A 15,169-nucleotide genomic window follows, 5' to 3' on the forward strand; every position below is an offset into this window, starting at 1 on the left:
GCATGAGGAGGCAGACGCGCATGGTGGCGATCACCGAATCCCTGGTCCGGCTGGGGCTGACCGCCCGGGACAAGGAGGACGCCATTCGCCAGACCGCCGCCATCCTGGCGGAGGAGGGCAGCGTCGGCGCCGGTTATGGGGACAGCATGCTGGCGCGGGAGCGGCAGGTGCCGACCTATCTAGGCAGCGGCATCGCCATTCCGCACGGGATGCGGGGGGATGCGGCGATGGTCCGGCGCACCGCCGTCGCCGTGGCGCAGTTCCCGCAGGGCGTTCCCTGGGGTGACGGACAGACGGTGCATCTCGCCATCGGCATCGCCGCCCAGTCGGACGAGCATGTGCAGGTGCTGGCCGCCCTGACCGGCGTGCTGCAGGAACCCGAGCTGGCCGAGGCGCTGGGCCGCACGCGCGACAAGGGCGAGATCCTGCGCGCCCTGGGCGGGGCCGCCCCCGCCGTGCCTGCCGAGCCCGCGGTGATGCCGGAGGGCTATGATCACCGCGTCTCGGCCGAGATCGTCGGGCATGCCGGCTTCCACGCCCGCCCGGCCACGGCCTTCGCCACCCTCGCCAAGAGCTTCGCGGCCGAGATCCTGGTGGGGCATGGCGGCAAGCTGGCCAATGGCAAGTCCATGGCCGCGCTGCTCACGCTCGGCGCCGAGCGGGGCGCGGTGCTGGAGATCGGGGCGCGGGGCCCGGACGGGGCCGAGGCGGTGCGGGCCCTGGCCGAGGCCGTCGCGGGCGGCCTGGGCGACACGGACGAGCCCGAGACGCCCGCCCCGGCAACGCGGGCCGTGGCGGCCGTGCCCTATCGCGGCGCGGTGCGGCGGGGCGTCGCGGCCTCCCCCGGCCTGGCGATCGCGCGCACGCACCGGCTGCGCCATGCGGCCCCCGTGTTGACGGAGGACACGCCCGCGGGCGACCCGGCCGAGGAGGCGAAGCGGCTGGAGGCGGCGCTGGCCCGCGCCCATGAGGAGCTGCGGGTGCTCCAGGCCGAGGTCTCGGCCCGCTCGGGCTCCAAGCAGGCCGCGATCTTCCTCGCGCATCAGGAGCTGGTGGACGATCCGGAGCTGGTCGGCGCCGCCCGGGCGCGGGTGGCCCAGGGCCTCTCCGCCGCCGCCGCCTGGCGTGCCGTGACCGAGGCGCGGGCACGGGAGATGGAATCGCTCCGCGATGCGCTGCTGGCCGAGCGCGGGCGGGATGTGCGGGATGTGGGGGCGCGGGTCGTCCGCATCCTCTCCGGGGCGCCCGAGGCGCCCGGCCTCGTCCTGCCGGAACACCCGGTGATCCTGCTGGCCGAGGATCTCGCGCCGTCGGACACGGCGGGGCTGGATGTGAAGCGCGTGCTCGGCCTGGCGACCGCGCTGGGCGGCCCGAACTCCCACACCGCCATCCTCGCCCGCGCCCTGGGCCTGCCGGCGGTGGCGGGGCTCGGCGAGGCCATCCTGGGCATTCCGGACGGGACGGAGGCCGTGCTGGACGGCGATGGCGGCGTGCTGCTGCCCGAGCCGGACGCGCATGACCGGGCCCTGGCCGAGAAGGCCCGGGGCGAGCGCCAGGCCGCCGATGCCGAGGCGCGGGAGGCCGCCTATCGCCCGGCCTTCACGCGCGACGGCCGCCGGCTGGAGACGGTGGCGAATATCGGGACCCCCGCCGAGGCCGCCGCGGCCGTTGCGGCGGGTGCCGAGGGCGTGGGCCTGCTGCGCACCGAATTCCTCTTCCTGGACCGCGAGGCGGCGCCGGACGAGGAGGAGCAGTTCCAGGCCCTGCATGCCATGACGGAGGCGCTGCGCGGCCTGCCGCTGATCGTGCGCACCCTCGATATCGGCGGCGACAAGGAGGTGCCCTATCTGCGCCTGCCGCGGGAGGACAACCCCTTCCTCGGCATCCGCGGCCTGCGCCTCTGCCTTCAGCGGCCGGACCTGTTCCGGCCGCAGCTCCGCGCCGTCGCCCGCGCGGCACGGGCCGCGCCGGCCGGGGCGGTGAAGGTAATGTTCCCCATGGTGGCGAGCGTGGAGGAATACCGCGAGGGCCGCACGGCGCTGGAAGCCGTGCGCGCCGAGCTGGGCGCGCCGCCTATGGAGGTCGGAATCATGGTGGAGGTGCCCTCCGCCGCCGCCATGGCGGATGTGCTGGCGCGGGAGGTGGACTTCTTCTCCATCGGCACGAACGACCTGACGCAATACGTGCTGGCGATGGACCGGATGCACCCCGCCCTCGCGACGAAGGCGGATGGGCTGCATCCCGCGGTGCTGCGGCTGATCGGGCAGGTGGTCCAGGCGGCCCATGCCGAGGGCAAGTGGGCCGGCGTCTGCGGCAACTTGGCGGCCGAGCGCGAGGCCTGCGCCATCCTGGTCGGCCTGGGGGTGGACGAGCTCTCCGTCTCGCCGCCCTCGGTGCCGGAGCTGAAGGCGCGCATCCGCGGGCTGCGGATGAGCGAGGCGAAGCGGCTGGCCGAGCGCGCGCTGGCCTGCGGCACGGCGGCCGAGGTGAGGGCGCTCTCGTGAGACCCGTCCTCACCGTCACGCCCAACCCCGCGCTCGACCTGACTACGCGGCTGGACGTGCTGACCCCCGGCGCGGTGAACCGCGTGCGCGAGGCGCAGGAGGATCCGGGCGGCAAGGGGATCAATGTCGCCGGCTTCCTCGCCTCCCAGGCTGCGCCCGTGCCGGTGCGGGCCACGGGCTGGCTGGGCGAGGGGAATGCGGCGGTGTTCCGCGCCTTCCTCGCGCAGGGTGGAGTCGACGATCGCTTCCTCTCCGTCCCCGGCAGCACGCGGACCAATGTGAAGATCGTGGAGGATGACGAGCGCGTCACCGACCTGAACTTCCCCGGCTTCACGGTGGATGCGGCGGCGGAGGCCGCGCTGCTCCGGGCGGTGCGGGAGGCGGCGGCGGGCGCCGGTTGGGTCGCCCTCTGCGGCTCCCTGCCGAAAGGTGCGTCCCCGGACCTGCATGCCCGGATGCTCGCCGAGGCGCGGCAGGCCGGAGCGAAGGTGCTGCTGGACGCCTCCGGCCCGCCCTTCGCCGCCGGGCTGGCCGCCCGTCCGGACTGCATCAAGCCGAACGGCGAGGAATTGGGAGAGCTGCTGGGCGAGCGCATCGCGGGCGTGGCCGACGCGGCCGCCGCGCTGGGCAAGGTGCAGGCGCGCGGCGTGGCGACGGTGATCGTCTCGCTCGGCGCGGAGGGCGCGGTTTTCGCGGAGGGCGACCGGCGCGTGCATGCGGTGGGCCGCCCGCGCGCGCTGCGCTCCACCGTGGGCGCGGGGGACGCGATGGTGGCGGGCTGGCTGATGGGCGGCCTGCGCGGGCTCGACCTGGCGGAGCGGGCAAGGCTGGCGACGGCCTTCTCGCTCGGCGCGCTCTCCACCCTCGGGCCGCGCCTGCCGGATGCGGCGGAGATCGCGTCGCTGGCGGATTTGGTCGAGGTCGAGACGCTGCCGGACGCGGCGTGAGGAGGGTTTGAGATGAGCAGGATCCTGGCCCTGACGGCATGCCCGTCGGGCACCGCGCATTCGGTGATGGCGGCGGAGGCGCTGAAGAAGCAGGCCGCGCTGCTGGGCCACGAGATCGAGGCCCGGGTGATCGACCCCGCCGCCGGGGCGGCCGCCTGGGCGGATGACGCGGCGATCGCCGCCGCCGACGGCGTGGTGCTGGCGACCGATACGCGCGTGGATCTCGGTGCGCTGGGCAGCCGGCGGATGCATGTGACGAGCACGGCCTCGGCCATCCGGGACCCGGCGGGGGCGATCCATGCCGCGCTCGCCCTGGGCGGCAGGGCGGAAGCGGCGGCCCCGGCCGTGCCAACCCATGCCGCGACCCCCGCCCCGGCGGGCGAGACCGCAGCCGCGCCGGCCAGCGCCGTGGCGCCTGCCGCGGGGCCGCGCAAGCGGCTGGTGGCGATCACCGCATGCCCCACCGGCATCGCGCATACCTTCATGGCCGCGGAGGCGCTGAAGCGCCAGGCAGCCGCGATGGGCCACGAGATCGCGGTGGAAACCCAGGGCTCGGTGGGCGCGAAGAACGTGCTGACCGATGAGCAGATCGCGGGCGCCGATGCCGTGATCATCGCGGCCGACACGGCTGTCGATCTCTCCCGCTTCGCCGGCAAGGCGCTGTACCAGACCGATACCGGTTCGGCGCTGAAGAAGGCGCCCGCCGTGATCGAGGCCGCGCTGGCGACGGAGGCGCCCGCAGCCATCCCTGCCGCGCGCGGCGCGGCACCGGCGGCCCGCGCGGCGGGCAAGGCGCAGTCGGGCAAAGCGCAGTCCGGCCCCTACAAGCACCTGCTCACCGGCGTCTCCTACATGCTGCCGGTGGTGGTCGCGGGTGGGTTGCTGATCGCGCTCTCCTTCGTCTTCGGCATCGAGGCCTTCAAGGAACCCGGCACGCTGCCGGCCGCGCTGATGCAGATCGGTGGCGGCGCGGCCTTCCTGCTGATGGTGCCCGTGCTGTCCGGCTTCATCGCCTATTCCATCGCGGACCGGCCGGGCCTCGCGCCCGGGCTGATCGGCGGGCTGCTGGCGCAGCAGCTCGGGGCCGGCTTCCTCGGCGGCATCGTCTCCGGCTTCATCGCCGGCTATTCGGCGAAGCTCATCGCCGAGAAGGTGCGGCTGCCCGAGGGCATCCAGGGGCTGATGCCGGTGCTGGTCATCCCGCTCCTCGCCACGGCCATCACGGGGCTGCTGATGGTCTATGTCATCGGCGCGCCGATGAAGGGGATCATGGACGGGCTGACCGCCTGGCTCGGTGGCATGTCCTCCACCAACGCCGTTCTGCTCGGCGCGCTGCTCGGCGCGATGATGTGCTTCGACATGGGAGGGCCGGTGAACAAGGCAGCCTATGCCTTCACCGTCGGCCTGCTCTCCTCCTCCTCCTTCGGGCCGATGGCGGCCACGATGGCGGCGGGCATGGTGCCGCCGCTCGCCCTTGCCCTCGCCACCTTCATCGCGCCGCGCAAGTTCGTGGCCTCCGAAATCGAGGCGCGGCAGGCGACGGGCGTGCTCGGCCTCTGCTTCATCAGCGAGGGCGCCATCCCCTATGTGGCGCGCGACCCGCTGCGGGTGATCCCGACCATGATGATCGGCGGCGCGGTGACGGGCGCCCTCTCCATGCTCTTCGGCTGCACCCTGCGCGCGCCGCATGGCGGCCTGTTCGTGCTGCTGATCCCGGGGGCGGTGGGCAATGTGGCGATGTACCTCGCTGCCATCGCGGCCGGCACCGTGGTCGGGGCGGTGCTGGTGGCCATTGTGAAGCGGCCGGCGGCGGAGGTGGCGTCGGGCTGACCAGGGGCCTGGGCCTGAACGGAGGCGCCCCGGGAGGGAGAAGGAATTCTCCCTCCCGGACCCTCCCTCATCTTTTCTGGAAGACTGCCGTGGAATGTGTGGCTGGAGGTGCGCCTGAGGTCCATGACCTCAGGCGACTGCGGCGTCAGCCCACGCAGGAAAAAAATCAAACTGCCTGCGGCGCCACAGCGATCATCGCATCCCCGGCAGGCCGAACGCGGGGTCCGGGAGGCAGCGCCTCCCGGGGGCGGGGAGCCTGAATCTGGCCGTCCGCCCGCGAGGAAGCGTGCACCGCCAGGATGGCGGCTGCCATCGGCGCGCGGGAGGGGGGCGGCACCCGGGTCGCGACGTCCAGGATCTGTTCGAGCGGCGGCATGGGGTGGTGGCGTGGCCGGGCGAGGGCGCGCAGGCACAGCCCGGCGAAATGCGCCGCCTCGTGGCTGACCGAGAGTTCCTTGAAGAGAACGGCGCGGGCGGGATCCGCCTCCTGCACCGCCGTCTTGAAGATCGCGACGCAACGCTCCCAGCTTTCGCGGGCCCGCCCGCTTTCGCCGTGGCGCCATTCCAGCCAGCCGCCGAGGACGAGCGACTTGCAGGCGGAATAGGCCAGGGTCCAGTAGCTGGCCCGGGCCTGGCAGCGTTCCAGCAGGCTTCGCAGGGTCGCGCGCGTGGCGGGTTCGTCGCCCAGGGCGAGCTGGAGATGCCACCGCACGGTCAGCAGCGAGATTTCCAGATGCTCGCGGTTGCGCCGTGGGTGCCAATCCAGGCCGAGCGGCGCGAGCCATCCCAAGGCGGCGCCATTCACCTCCAGCGCGGCCAGCAGCACGTCGCGCTCGCCGATTTCGGCGGCCTTGTAGCCCATGACGAGCGCGGCGCCGATGCGGTGCTCCGGCGCGCCGGGGAAGAAGCGGGCGATCTGCGCGGCGAGAAAGAAGCGGGTCTTCCGGTGGCCCCAGCGGCGTGTCTCGCTTTGGAACAGCGCCACGTACTCCTCGTCCGTCCTGGGGAAGAGCCGGGCCAGGCGCGAGGCGGTGCCGTCATCCTCCTCCAGCACGTCGCCTGGCCGGGCTGGGACCACCGAGACGCCGTGCAGCGACCGGTCGGGCGGGGGCAGGGGGAGAAGCGCGCGGAAGCCGCCTTCGGCCGGGCGCAGGGCGCGGAGGGGCAGGGGCGTGGGCGGCCAGGGCGCGTCGGGGCGGTTCCAGTGGAGATGCGCCAGGACGGCATCGGGCGGCAGGCCGGGGTGGAGCGGCTCGATCCGGAGGCCGAGGCGGAGGGTGTCTCCCAGGAGGTCCGCCCCGGTGAGGATCAGCCGCATCCGGCCGTCACCCCGTTCCGCTTCGCCATCCCGCATCCCCCATCGCGGCGCGCAAATTCGGGCGAGGGGCGCCGGCTGGCAAGCGGCGGCTCCGGCCGGGGCGGTCGCTCACGTGCCGGTGAGAGGCGGGGCAGGACACGATCCCGCCGTCCCGCCATGCGTTCCGTCCCCGGTTCCGGCGGGAGGGCCTATGTTCGACTGGATCACCGGCCTCGTGGAAAGCGGCGGCTACCTGGCCATCGCACTTCTCATGCTGGCGGAGAACGTGTTTCCGCCGATCCCCTCCGAACTCATCATGCCGCTCGCCGGATTCAGCGCGGCGCGGGGCGAGCTGAACATCCTCCTCGTCATTCTCGCCGGCATCGCGGGCGCGATGCTCGGCGCGCTGTTCTGGTACGGCATCGCCCGTCGCCTGGGACAGGAGAGGCTGCGCCGCTGGACGGAGGCGCATGGGCGCTGGCTGACCCTCTCGCCGGAGGAGGTGGACCATGCCGCCGATTGGTTCGGGCGGCATGGCGGCAAGGCCGTGCTGTTCGGCCATTTCGTGCCTGCCATCCGGACCCTCGTCTCCATTCCCGCCGGCTTCGCTTCCATGCCTCTGCCGGCCTTTCTCCTGTTCACCGGCATCGGCACCGCCCTCTGGACCGGGATGCTCGCCGGTGTCGGCTACGTGCTCGAGGACCAGCATGCGCGCGTTGCCGATTACGTGAATCCGGCCTCGAACGTGGTAATGGGGGCCCTCCTGCTGCTCTACCTCTATCGCGTCGCCACCTTCCGGAAGGGTGCGGGCTGAAACCTGCCGCCTTGCCGCGCCCGCCCGGGCTGCGGAGGATGGGGCGGGCGGGCGCGGGGGCGCGGGATGCGGCACGGAGGGCAGGGCAGGGGCGTTCGGCGGCGATGGCTGCTCCGGGCCGGGCTCGGGCTGCTCGCCGTTCTCGTCCTCCCCTGCGCCGCCTTCCTCGCGCTCGACCGGCTTTGCCCCCCCGATCTCTCGCGGCTGGAAACGGTGGGGCAGGTGGTGCTGGACCGTGAGGGGCGGGTGCTGTCGGCCCTGCCGGCGCCGGGCGGCGTCTGGCGCCTGCCGGTGGGGCCGGAGGAGGTTCCCACCCATCTGGTCGATCTGCTGGTCGCGGCCGAGGACCGGCGCTTCCGCCGGCATCCCGGGCTGGACCCGCTGGCCCTTGGCCGGGCGGCCTTCCAATGGGCACGGGCGGGCCGGGTCGTGTCGGGTGGCTCCACCCTGTCCATGCAGGCCGCCCGCCTCCTGGAGCCGCGGCCCCGCACGCTCCGCAGCAAGGCCATCGAGGCGTTCCGGGCCGCGCAGCTCGAATGGCGCCTGGGCAAGCAGGGGGTGCTGCGGGTCTGGCTCACCCTCGCCCCGATGGGCGGCAATCTGGAGGGGGTGCGCGCCGGGGCGCTGGCCTGGTTCGGGCGGCCGGTGGAGAGGATCGGCGTGGCCGAGGCCGCGCTGCTCGTCGCCATTCCCCGCCGCCCCGAGGCATTGCGGCCGGATCGGCACGTCCTGGCGGCCCTGGCGGCGCGGGATGCGGTTCTGCGCCGCCGGGGCGCCCCCGCCCTGCCGGAGCCCGAGCGGCTGGCCGCGCTGGCCGAGCCCGCGCCCTCCGCGCGGCATCCCATGCCCGGCCTCGCGCCGCATCTCTCGCGGGAGCTGGCGCGGCGGGCCGGCGCCGCCCCGCTCCGCACCACGCTCGATGCCGGGCTGCAGCGGGGCATGGAGGGCCTGGCGCGGGACGCCCTTCGGGGCCTGCCGGACCGCGCCTCCATCGCGATCGTTGTGGCCGACATGGGCAGCCGCGAGATGCGGGCGGTGGTGGGCGGCGAATGGCTGGCCGAGGGCCGCGCGGGCGCGCTGGACCTCACCCGCGCCATCCGCTCCCCCGGATCGGCACTGAAGCCGCTGCTCTACGCCATGGCCTTCGATCGCGGCCTGGCCGCGCCGGGCAGCGTGATGGAGGACCTTCCCCGCCGCTTCGGCGACTGGGCGCCCGAGAACTACGCCCGCGGCTTCTCCGGCCATGTCACCGCCGCCTCGGCGCTGCGCCAGTCGCTGAACCTGCCGGCGGTGGCGCTGATGGAGGCGCTGGGGCCGATCCGCTTCGCCTCCGCCCTCAAGCGTCTCGGCGCGCCGCCGCGCCTGCCCCCCGGCGCCGCCGCCGCCCTGCCGCTCGCGCTGGGCGGGGCCGGCATCACCTTGCGGGAGCTGGTCGGCGTCACCGCGGCCACGGGCGATGGCGGGCGCGCCGGCCCGCTGCGCGCCCTGCCCGGGCCGCCCGGCGAGGGCGAGATGGTGGTGCGGCCCCAGGCGGCGGAGGCCGTCGCCGCCATCCTCACCCAGCCTTTCCCGGAAGGCGGGCCGGAGGGCGTGGCCTGGAAGACCGGCACTTCCTGGGGCGGGCGTGACGCCTGGTCCGTAGGCTTCGATGCGAGGCATGTGGCGGGGGTCTGGGTCGGCCGGCCGGATGGCACGGCCATTCCGGGCGCGACCGGGCGGAGCCTTGCCCTGCCGCTGCTGGCGCGCGTCTTCGGCACCCTGCCCGCCGCGCCCCGGCCCCTTCCCGCCGGCACGGCGCCGAGACAAGCCGCCTCTGGCCCGGTGGACGCGCTGCGGCTGCTCTTCCCCCCGGCCGGGGCGGTGATCGAGCCGGGGGCGGTGACCATCCGCGCGGCCGGCGGGCGCCGGCCCTTCACCTTCCTCGTGGACGGCGTGCCGCTGGCCTCCGGCGGGCCGAGGCGGGAGGCGGGCTGGGTGCCGGCCGGCCCGGGCTTCTACCGCGTGACGGTGCTCGACGCGGCGGGGGTGGCAGCTTCCGCGCCGGTACGGGTGCGGCCGGCGGAATAGGCGCCACTGCCACCCTGCCGGGGCAGCGGCCGCTACCGCCGCGGCGGCTCCGGCCGTGGCTGCCAGGTGATAAGGAAGCTGGTGCCCGGCCCGGGCTGACGTTCGATCCGGGCGTCGATCCCGCGGACCAGGCTGTCCACCACGGTCATGCCGAGGCCACGGCGGGGTTCGGCCGGCATGCCCGCCCCGTCATCGGCCACCTGAAGGGTGAAGCCACCCGCACCCTTCCGACGCAGGATGATCCGCACCGTGCCGGGGGCCCGGCCGATGAAGGCGTATTTCAGCGCGTTGGTCGCCAGCTCGTTCACCACCAGCGCGATCTTCACCGCGATGTCGGCCGGCACCTCGAGCGGCTCCAGATCGGCTTGCACCTGGGCGGCATTGCCCTCCGCCATGTCGCGCGCGGCCAGGGCACGGGCGAAGCGCTCCAGCATCTGGTCCAACGCGACTAGACTGCCGGGTCCGTCATGCAGCAGCTCATAGGTCATGGCGATCGCCATCATGCGGCCCTGCGCGGCCCGCAGCGCCTGCAGCGCCGCATGGTCGGAGAGCTGCCGTTCCTGCAGCCGGAGGAAGGAGGCGACGAGGGCGAGGTGGTTCTTGATACGGTGATGCGCCTCCCGCAGCAGCATGTCGCGTAGCCGGATCGCCTCGTCACGCGTCGCGCGGGTGGCGCCGAGGCGGCGGATGAGGTCGGCCACATCCGAGGCGGCGTCCTCCGCGTCGCCCGCGGGCAGGGCGCCGTCCGGCGCCTCGAGCCGCCGGGTCGCTGCTTCCAGCGGCACGACGACGAAGCGCTGCACGGACCAGAAGAGCGCGCCCATGCCGCCCAGCAGAACGAGCGCGAGCAGCAGCGGCGGCAACGCCACTTCGAGCGGCGCGCCGGCCCGCAAGGCCTGCTCCGGGATGGTGGCGATGAGCGTCAGGTCGTCGGTCGCGCGCGCCTGGATAAAGACCGTGCCCTTTTCTGTCGCGGTTCCCGTGTCCGGCCGTTCGGGCGAGATGAAGGAGGCGTGCAGCGCGGCCGGGGGCGCCGGCATCGGTTCGTCATCCCCGACGAGACTGGCGCTCGCCTCCCCGGAGTCGAAGAGCCAGACGCGCAGCCCGGCGATATCGGGGAGATGCGGCGCGGTGAGGTTGCGCAACTCGTCCACCGAAACAGCGGCGGCGACCACCCCGTCGGGACGCCCTTCGCGGCGCATGGGATGCGCCACGCTAATCACCTGACCGAGGCCGACCCTCGATTGTCCGAGCACGCCGGTCACCGGACGCCCGGTCAGCTCGGCGATGCTGATGACGCTAGAGGTTGATGTGATGCCGGCTGCGCTGGGCAGGGTGGAGCAGTTCACACGGTGATCCGCCCCCACCACGAACAGGTGCCGGACGATTGCATCCATCGTGAGATGGGCCGAGTTGAGCAGGCTTTCACAGCTGTCGCGCCCCTGAGCCATCGGGTCGCGCATGGCGAGCACGGAGACGCCCTGTCGGGCCTGGGCCAGGGCGCTGCCGATTCGGTCGGCCATGCGCCGTGTCTCGGCGATGGCCAGTTCCTCGTTCCGTTCGGCGAGCAGGGAGGCCTGCCACCAGGTGAAGGCGCCGGCGCAGAGCAGGATGACTAGGGATACGGCGCCATAGACCACCGCCAACCGCTGGCTGAAGGTCCAGCGATGGGGTTGCGCCAGTCCTGCCATCACGGCCGAGTCGCCGTTGGGGGCAGGCGCTGCTGGCATCTCGCGTCCGCTCGCGCCACTGGCCTGCGGCGAGACAAGCTGCGCGGTATGGGGCCCCTCCGGCATCGCATCCCGTCCTCGACCTGTCAGGTTTGGCAGGGGGAGGGGGCGGGCGTCAAACTTTCGTGACGCCCTGCGCCGACGCAACATCCGCCTCCTTCGCGCCGCAGGAGAGGAAGGCGGGCGCCATGGCGGCGGGAATTGGCGCCGTCGCTGAAAGCGCCCCGCCGAATTCCGGGCCGAGCGGGAGGGCGATAGCCCGGGCGAGCAGGTGCATCCCACCCGGATCCGCCGTGCCATAGCGCGGGTCGCCCAGAATCGGGCAGCCGAGGAGCGTGCAGTGAACCCGCAGCTGGTGGGTGCGGCCCGTTTGCGGGCGCAGCTCCAACCAGGATCGCGCCCCATCCGTCCCGAGCAGCCGCCAGGCCGTGCGGGCGGGCTGCCCCTCCGGATGCGCCTCCATGCGCCAGCCCGCCTCGCGCGTGCTGACCTTGCGCAGCGGGCGGTCGATCACGCCATGATCCGACCCGGGGTGCCCGGCCACCACGGCCCAATAGGTTTTCCGCGCAAGGCGGCCGGCGAAAAGAGCCCCGAGCGCGGCCAGGGCCGGCTTGGTGCGGCCGAGCACGAGGCAGCCCGCCGTGTCCGTGTCGAGCCGGTGGGCCGGCTGGGGCAGGTGGCGCTTGCCAAGCTGGAGCAGCGGGAGCCAATCAGCGAGTGAGGCGTTGGACCCCCGGGGGCCGCCGCGGCCCGCATCGATGGGCAGGCCCTGCGGCTTGTCGATCACCATTGCTTCAGGCCGGATGTGTAGGATTCGCGCGGCGAGCCAGCCGGGCAGGGGAGAGAGGTCGCGCATGGCGTATGAAGGGTCCGGCAGGAAGAAGGCGGTGGTGTTGTGCGTCGGGCAGGTGGTGACCGACCATACCTTCCGTGTCGATGAGGTGGAGTTGCCGCCCTCCAAGACCACGGCCCGGGGCTATGCGTTGAGCGTCGGCGGCATGGCGGCCAACGCGGCCATCGCGGTCGTCCGGCTGGGCGGCTCGGCGGTGTTCTGGGGACGGGTGGGCCGCGACGAGGCGGGCGAGGAGCTGAAGCACATCCTCGAAGCCGAGGGGGTGGACGCCCAGGGGCTGCTCATGGCCGAGGGCGCCCGCACGCCGCTCTCCGCCGTGATCGTGGACAAGCGCGGCGAGCGGAGCATCGTGACCTATCGGGGGGAGAAGCTGCCCACCGATCCCTCCGGCCTGCCGCTGGACCGCCTGGCCGAGGCCGGGTCTCTGCTCTGCGACCCTCGCTGGCCGGAAGCGGCCGAGCTCGCCTTTCGTGCCGCGCGCGAGCGCGGCGTGCCCAGCGCCATGGATGCGGAGAAGAGCGAGGAGCGGGTGCTGCGCCAGCTCGTGCCCCTGACCGACCACGCCATCTTCGCCAAGACCGGGCTGAGCATCTTCGCCCCGAACGTGCCGCCGGAGGAGGGGCTGGCCCGGGCGCTGGCGGCCGGCCCGCTGCAATTGGCCGCCGTGACCCTGGGCGAGAAGGGCACGCTGTGGCGCACGCCGGGGATGGAACGGGCGGCGACACGCCCGGCCTTCCCCGTGGACGCCACCAACACCACGGGCGCGGGGGATGTGTTCCACGGTGCCTATGCTCTCGCGATCGCGGAGGGGCAGGCACTGGAGGACGCGCTCCGCTTCGCCTCCGCCGCGGGCGCGCTGCGCGCCCGGGACGGCAAGACGCCCGACCGGGCGATGCTGGAGGAGCTGCTGGCGGGCGAGACGGACCAGCCTTCGGTGCGGGCGCGCCGCAAGGCCTGAGCCGCCCCGGCCGTGACGGGATCCTATTCCAGGATTCCGTCGCCGAAGGCCTGGCGGTGCTCGTAGATGCCGTATTGCAGATAGTGCTGGAGCGGGTTCAGCCCGAGCGCCGCCACGTCCTGGTTCGTTTCCAGGTAGCGTGAGGTGTCGAAGCGCGCCGAGGGGTCGCGCCCCTCGCGCCAGCCGAAGTTCATGTAGTGCTGCAGCGGGTCGAGCCCGGCGGATGCGACATCCGCGTTCCGGGCCAGATACGCGCCCGTGTCGAAGAAACTGTCGGGAAGCCGGCCTTCACGCCAGCCGAACTGGGTGAAGTGCTGGAAAGGGTCGAGCCCCGACCGCGCCACATCGGCATTCGACATGAGGTAGTATTGCGCGTCGAAGCCGCGGTCGATGCGTTCGCCGATGGCGGCGGAGACGGTGCGGCCTTCGGCCTGGCCGAAACGGATGTAGTGGTCGAGCGGGTTGAGGGCAGCCGCGCGGACATCCGGATTGTCGATGAGATAGAGCCTGGTGTCGAAGGAGAGGGAGGGGTCGCGCCCCTCGCGCCAGCCGTCATTGGCATAGTGCTGCAGCGGGTTCAGCCCCGCCGCCGTGACGTCCCTGTTCGCAGCGAGGTAGCCGGAGGTCGAGAAGACGGCATTCGGGTCGCGCCCCTCACGCCAGCCGCTGCTGTCGTAATGCGCGGAGGGGGTCAGGCCGGATGCGTAGACATCGCGGTTGGTGGCCGCGTAGTGGAAGGGATCAAAGAGCGGGCCGGCTGCCATGTCCACCCGGCCATCCGTGAAGGAGAGCCGCTCAACATCGAGGATCGCCTCGGTGTGCTGCGGGTCGGCATCGAGGATCTGCAGCACCCCGCCGCGCCATTCGTGGCGGTAGGCCGAGAGGCGGGCGCCGAAGATCGCGGTGTCGAAGCCGCTGCCGCCATCCAGGATGTCCCGCCCGGCGCTGGAGATCAGCGCGTCGTTGCCGTCGCCGCCCCGCAGCACGTCGTCACCGGCCAAGCCGTTCAGCCAGTCCTGGCCGGCATTGCCGACCAGGATGTTGTTCGCGGCATTGCCGGTGATCGCGTCGTCGCCCTGGCCACCGATCGCATTCTCGATCAGCGAGGCCGGGTTGTTGTTCGACAGGAGGGCGTTGAACACCGTGCCCCGGGCCCGCACGCCGTCGCCAAGGTCGGCGCGCTGTTCATCCGAGGTGACGGACCAGCCGCCGGGCTGCAGGTCGATCTGCACCGGCCCCGCATAATTGGACAGGTCGTAGATGTCGTTGCCGCCGCCGTCCCAAATGGTGAGGAAGACGCGATTGGCGACGCCGCCCATGCCGTTGCCGGGAGAGCCGCGCCCGACGCCATTCACGAAGGTCTCGCCCGTGGAGGGGCTCCATGTGTAGGTCGTGTCGCCGCCATTCATGGAGTAGTCGGCACCGTAAAGGGCCTGCAGTGCCGCGATGTCCAACATCATGTAGCTCTGCGGCGCGCTGTACAGGCCGTAGCGGTAGCCGTCCGTCGGGGCGCCGACATAGCTGCGATAGGTCATCACGGTGAATTCGACGCTGTCGCGGTCGGACGGAACCGGGCTGTAGGCCACGCCGCCATATTCCTGCGCATGCTTCAGGCCCAGCGCATGGCCGAGTTCATGGACCAGGGTGTGGTAGGCATAGTTGCCGAGAATGGGGTTCCGGTAGTCATACGCCGTGCCTGCATAGAGGGTGCCGAACCACACATCGCCCGCCGAGGTGGCCGTGGCGGGATAGTAGGCATAGGCGGTCGAGGGGAGGCTGGACTGGGCGATGCGGATATCGGCCCGGTCGGAGCCGGCATCGGTGATGGTGAGGTTGGTGAACTGCGCGACACCCGCACCGATCAGCGAAGCGTTGCCGCCGGGCTGGGCGCTGCTTCCGGTCAGGATCGCCCGCGCGGCCTGCATCTGCTGGAACGAGACGGAGGAGAAGTTGAAATAGGCCTCCCGCGTCGAGGGCTCGTAGTCGTTGGTGGAATCCGGGAAGCTGAAGCTCAGCTGGCCCGTCCAGCGCGTTCCGTAGAGGAGCCCGTCGATATAGGGGTTGCCCGTCTGCGCGACATTCAGCACCCCGGCCTCCGAAAACTCCTCCCCGAACGATTGGGGCAGGGCAGCCGAGGCGCCGTCAGGCATCATGAATTCTCCGAGACAG

General features: G+C 72.8%; 10 protein-coding genes. 6 read left to right on the forward strand and 4 right to left on the reverse strand.

Annotated features, from left to right (window positions below):
• The first annotated feature begins 20 nt into the window (after window positions 1-20).
• From ptsP to BUB97_RS16670, 3 genes are read left to right on the forward strand one after another with little or no spacing between them, the layout of a single operon-like run.
• Complete coding sequence (gene ptsP, locus BUB97_RS16660; RefSeq protein WP_073136762.1) at window positions 21-2,504, forward strand: phosphoenolpyruvate--protein phosphotransferase; 2,484 nt, start codon at window positions 21-23, stop codon at window positions 2,502-2,504.
• The gene (gene pfkB / locus BUB97_RS16665) at window positions 2,501-3,451 is read left to right on the forward strand and encodes a 1-phosphofructokinase (protein WP_175562661.1); all 951 of its coding nucleotides are present in this window, start codon (window positions 2,501-2,503) and stop codon (window positions 3,449-3,451) included. Before ptsP ends, pfkB begins: the two co-directional genes overlap by 4 nt.
• Before the next feature lie 12 nt (window positions 3,452-3,463).
• Window positions 3,464-5,281: a PTS fructose transporter subunit IIBC gene (locus BUB97_RS16670; RefSeq protein WP_073136764.1), complete on the forward strand. Its 1,818-nt coding sequence runs from the start codon at window positions 3,464-3,466 to the stop codon at window positions 5,279-5,281.
• Window positions 5,282-5,447: 166 nt separating this feature from the next.
• On the opposite strand, the gene BUB97_RS16675 is transcribed toward BUB97_RS16670, so the two are convergent.
• Window positions 5,448-6,599 (reverse strand): hypothetical protein, encoded by a 1,152-nt coding sequence (locus BUB97_RS16675; RefSeq protein WP_073136766.1) that lies wholly within the window; start codon window positions 6,597-6,599, stop codon window positions 5,448-5,450.
• A gap of 190 nt (window positions 6,600-6,789) precedes the next feature.
• Between BUB97_RS16675 and BUB97_RS16680 the strand changes: the two genes are divergently transcribed.
• Window positions 6,790-7,392 carry a DedA family protein gene (locus tag BUB97_RS16680; protein ID WP_073136768.1) on the forward strand — a complete coding sequence of 201 codons (603 nt, stop codon included), beginning with the start codon at window positions 6,790-6,792 and terminating at the stop codon, window positions 7,390-7,392.
• Window positions 7,393-7,458: 66 nt separating this feature from the next.
• The gene (gene pbpC, locus BUB97_RS16685) at window positions 7,459-9,459 is read left to right on the forward strand and encodes a penicillin-binding protein 1C (protein ID WP_073136770.1); all 2,001 of its coding nucleotides are present in this window, start codon (window positions 7,459-7,461) and stop codon (window positions 9,457-9,459) included.
• 32 nt (window positions 9,460-9,491) lie between these two features.
• On the opposite strand, the gene BUB97_RS16690 is transcribed toward pbpC, so the two are convergent.
• Together BUB97_RS16690 and BUB97_RS16695 are read right to left on the reverse strand one after the other, a co-directional pair.
• Window positions 9,492-11,189: a sensor histidine kinase gene (locus BUB97_RS16690; protein WP_139281370.1), complete on the reverse strand. Its 1,698-nt coding sequence runs from the start codon at window positions 11,187-11,189 to the stop codon at window positions 9,492-9,494.
• Between the two features lie 115 nt (window positions 11,190-11,304).
• On the reverse strand, window positions 11,305-12,045 hold the full coding sequence (locus BUB97_RS16695; RefSeq protein ID WP_086062269.1) for a pseudouridine synthase family protein: 741 nt from the start codon (window positions 12,043-12,045) through the stop codon (window positions 11,305-11,307).
• Here BUB97_RS16695 and BUB97_RS16700 point away from each other — a divergent pair.
• Complete coding sequence (locus BUB97_RS16700) at window positions 12,044-13,000, forward strand: PfkB family carbohydrate kinase (RefSeq protein WP_073136776.1); 957 nt, start codon at window positions 12,044-12,046, stop codon at window positions 12,998-13,000. The two genes, BUB97_RS16695 and BUB97_RS16700, sit on opposite strands and share 2 nt — an antisense overlap.
• 23 nt (window positions 13,001-13,023) lie before the next feature.
• On the opposite strand, the gene BUB97_RS16705 is transcribed toward BUB97_RS16700, so the two are convergent.
• On the reverse strand, window positions 13,024-15,153 hold the full coding sequence (locus tag BUB97_RS16705) for a M10 family metallopeptidase (RefSeq protein WP_086062271.1): 2,130 nt from the start codon (window positions 15,151-15,153) through the stop codon (window positions 13,024-13,026).
• Window positions 15,154-15,169: the final 16 nt, after the last annotated feature.

Origin of the sequence: Muricoccus roseus, from assembly GCF_900141905.1 — a bacterium.
Taxonomy (GTDB): domain Bacteria; phylum Pseudomonadota; class Alphaproteobacteria; order Acetobacterales; family Acetobacteraceae; genus Roseomonas; species Roseomonas rosea.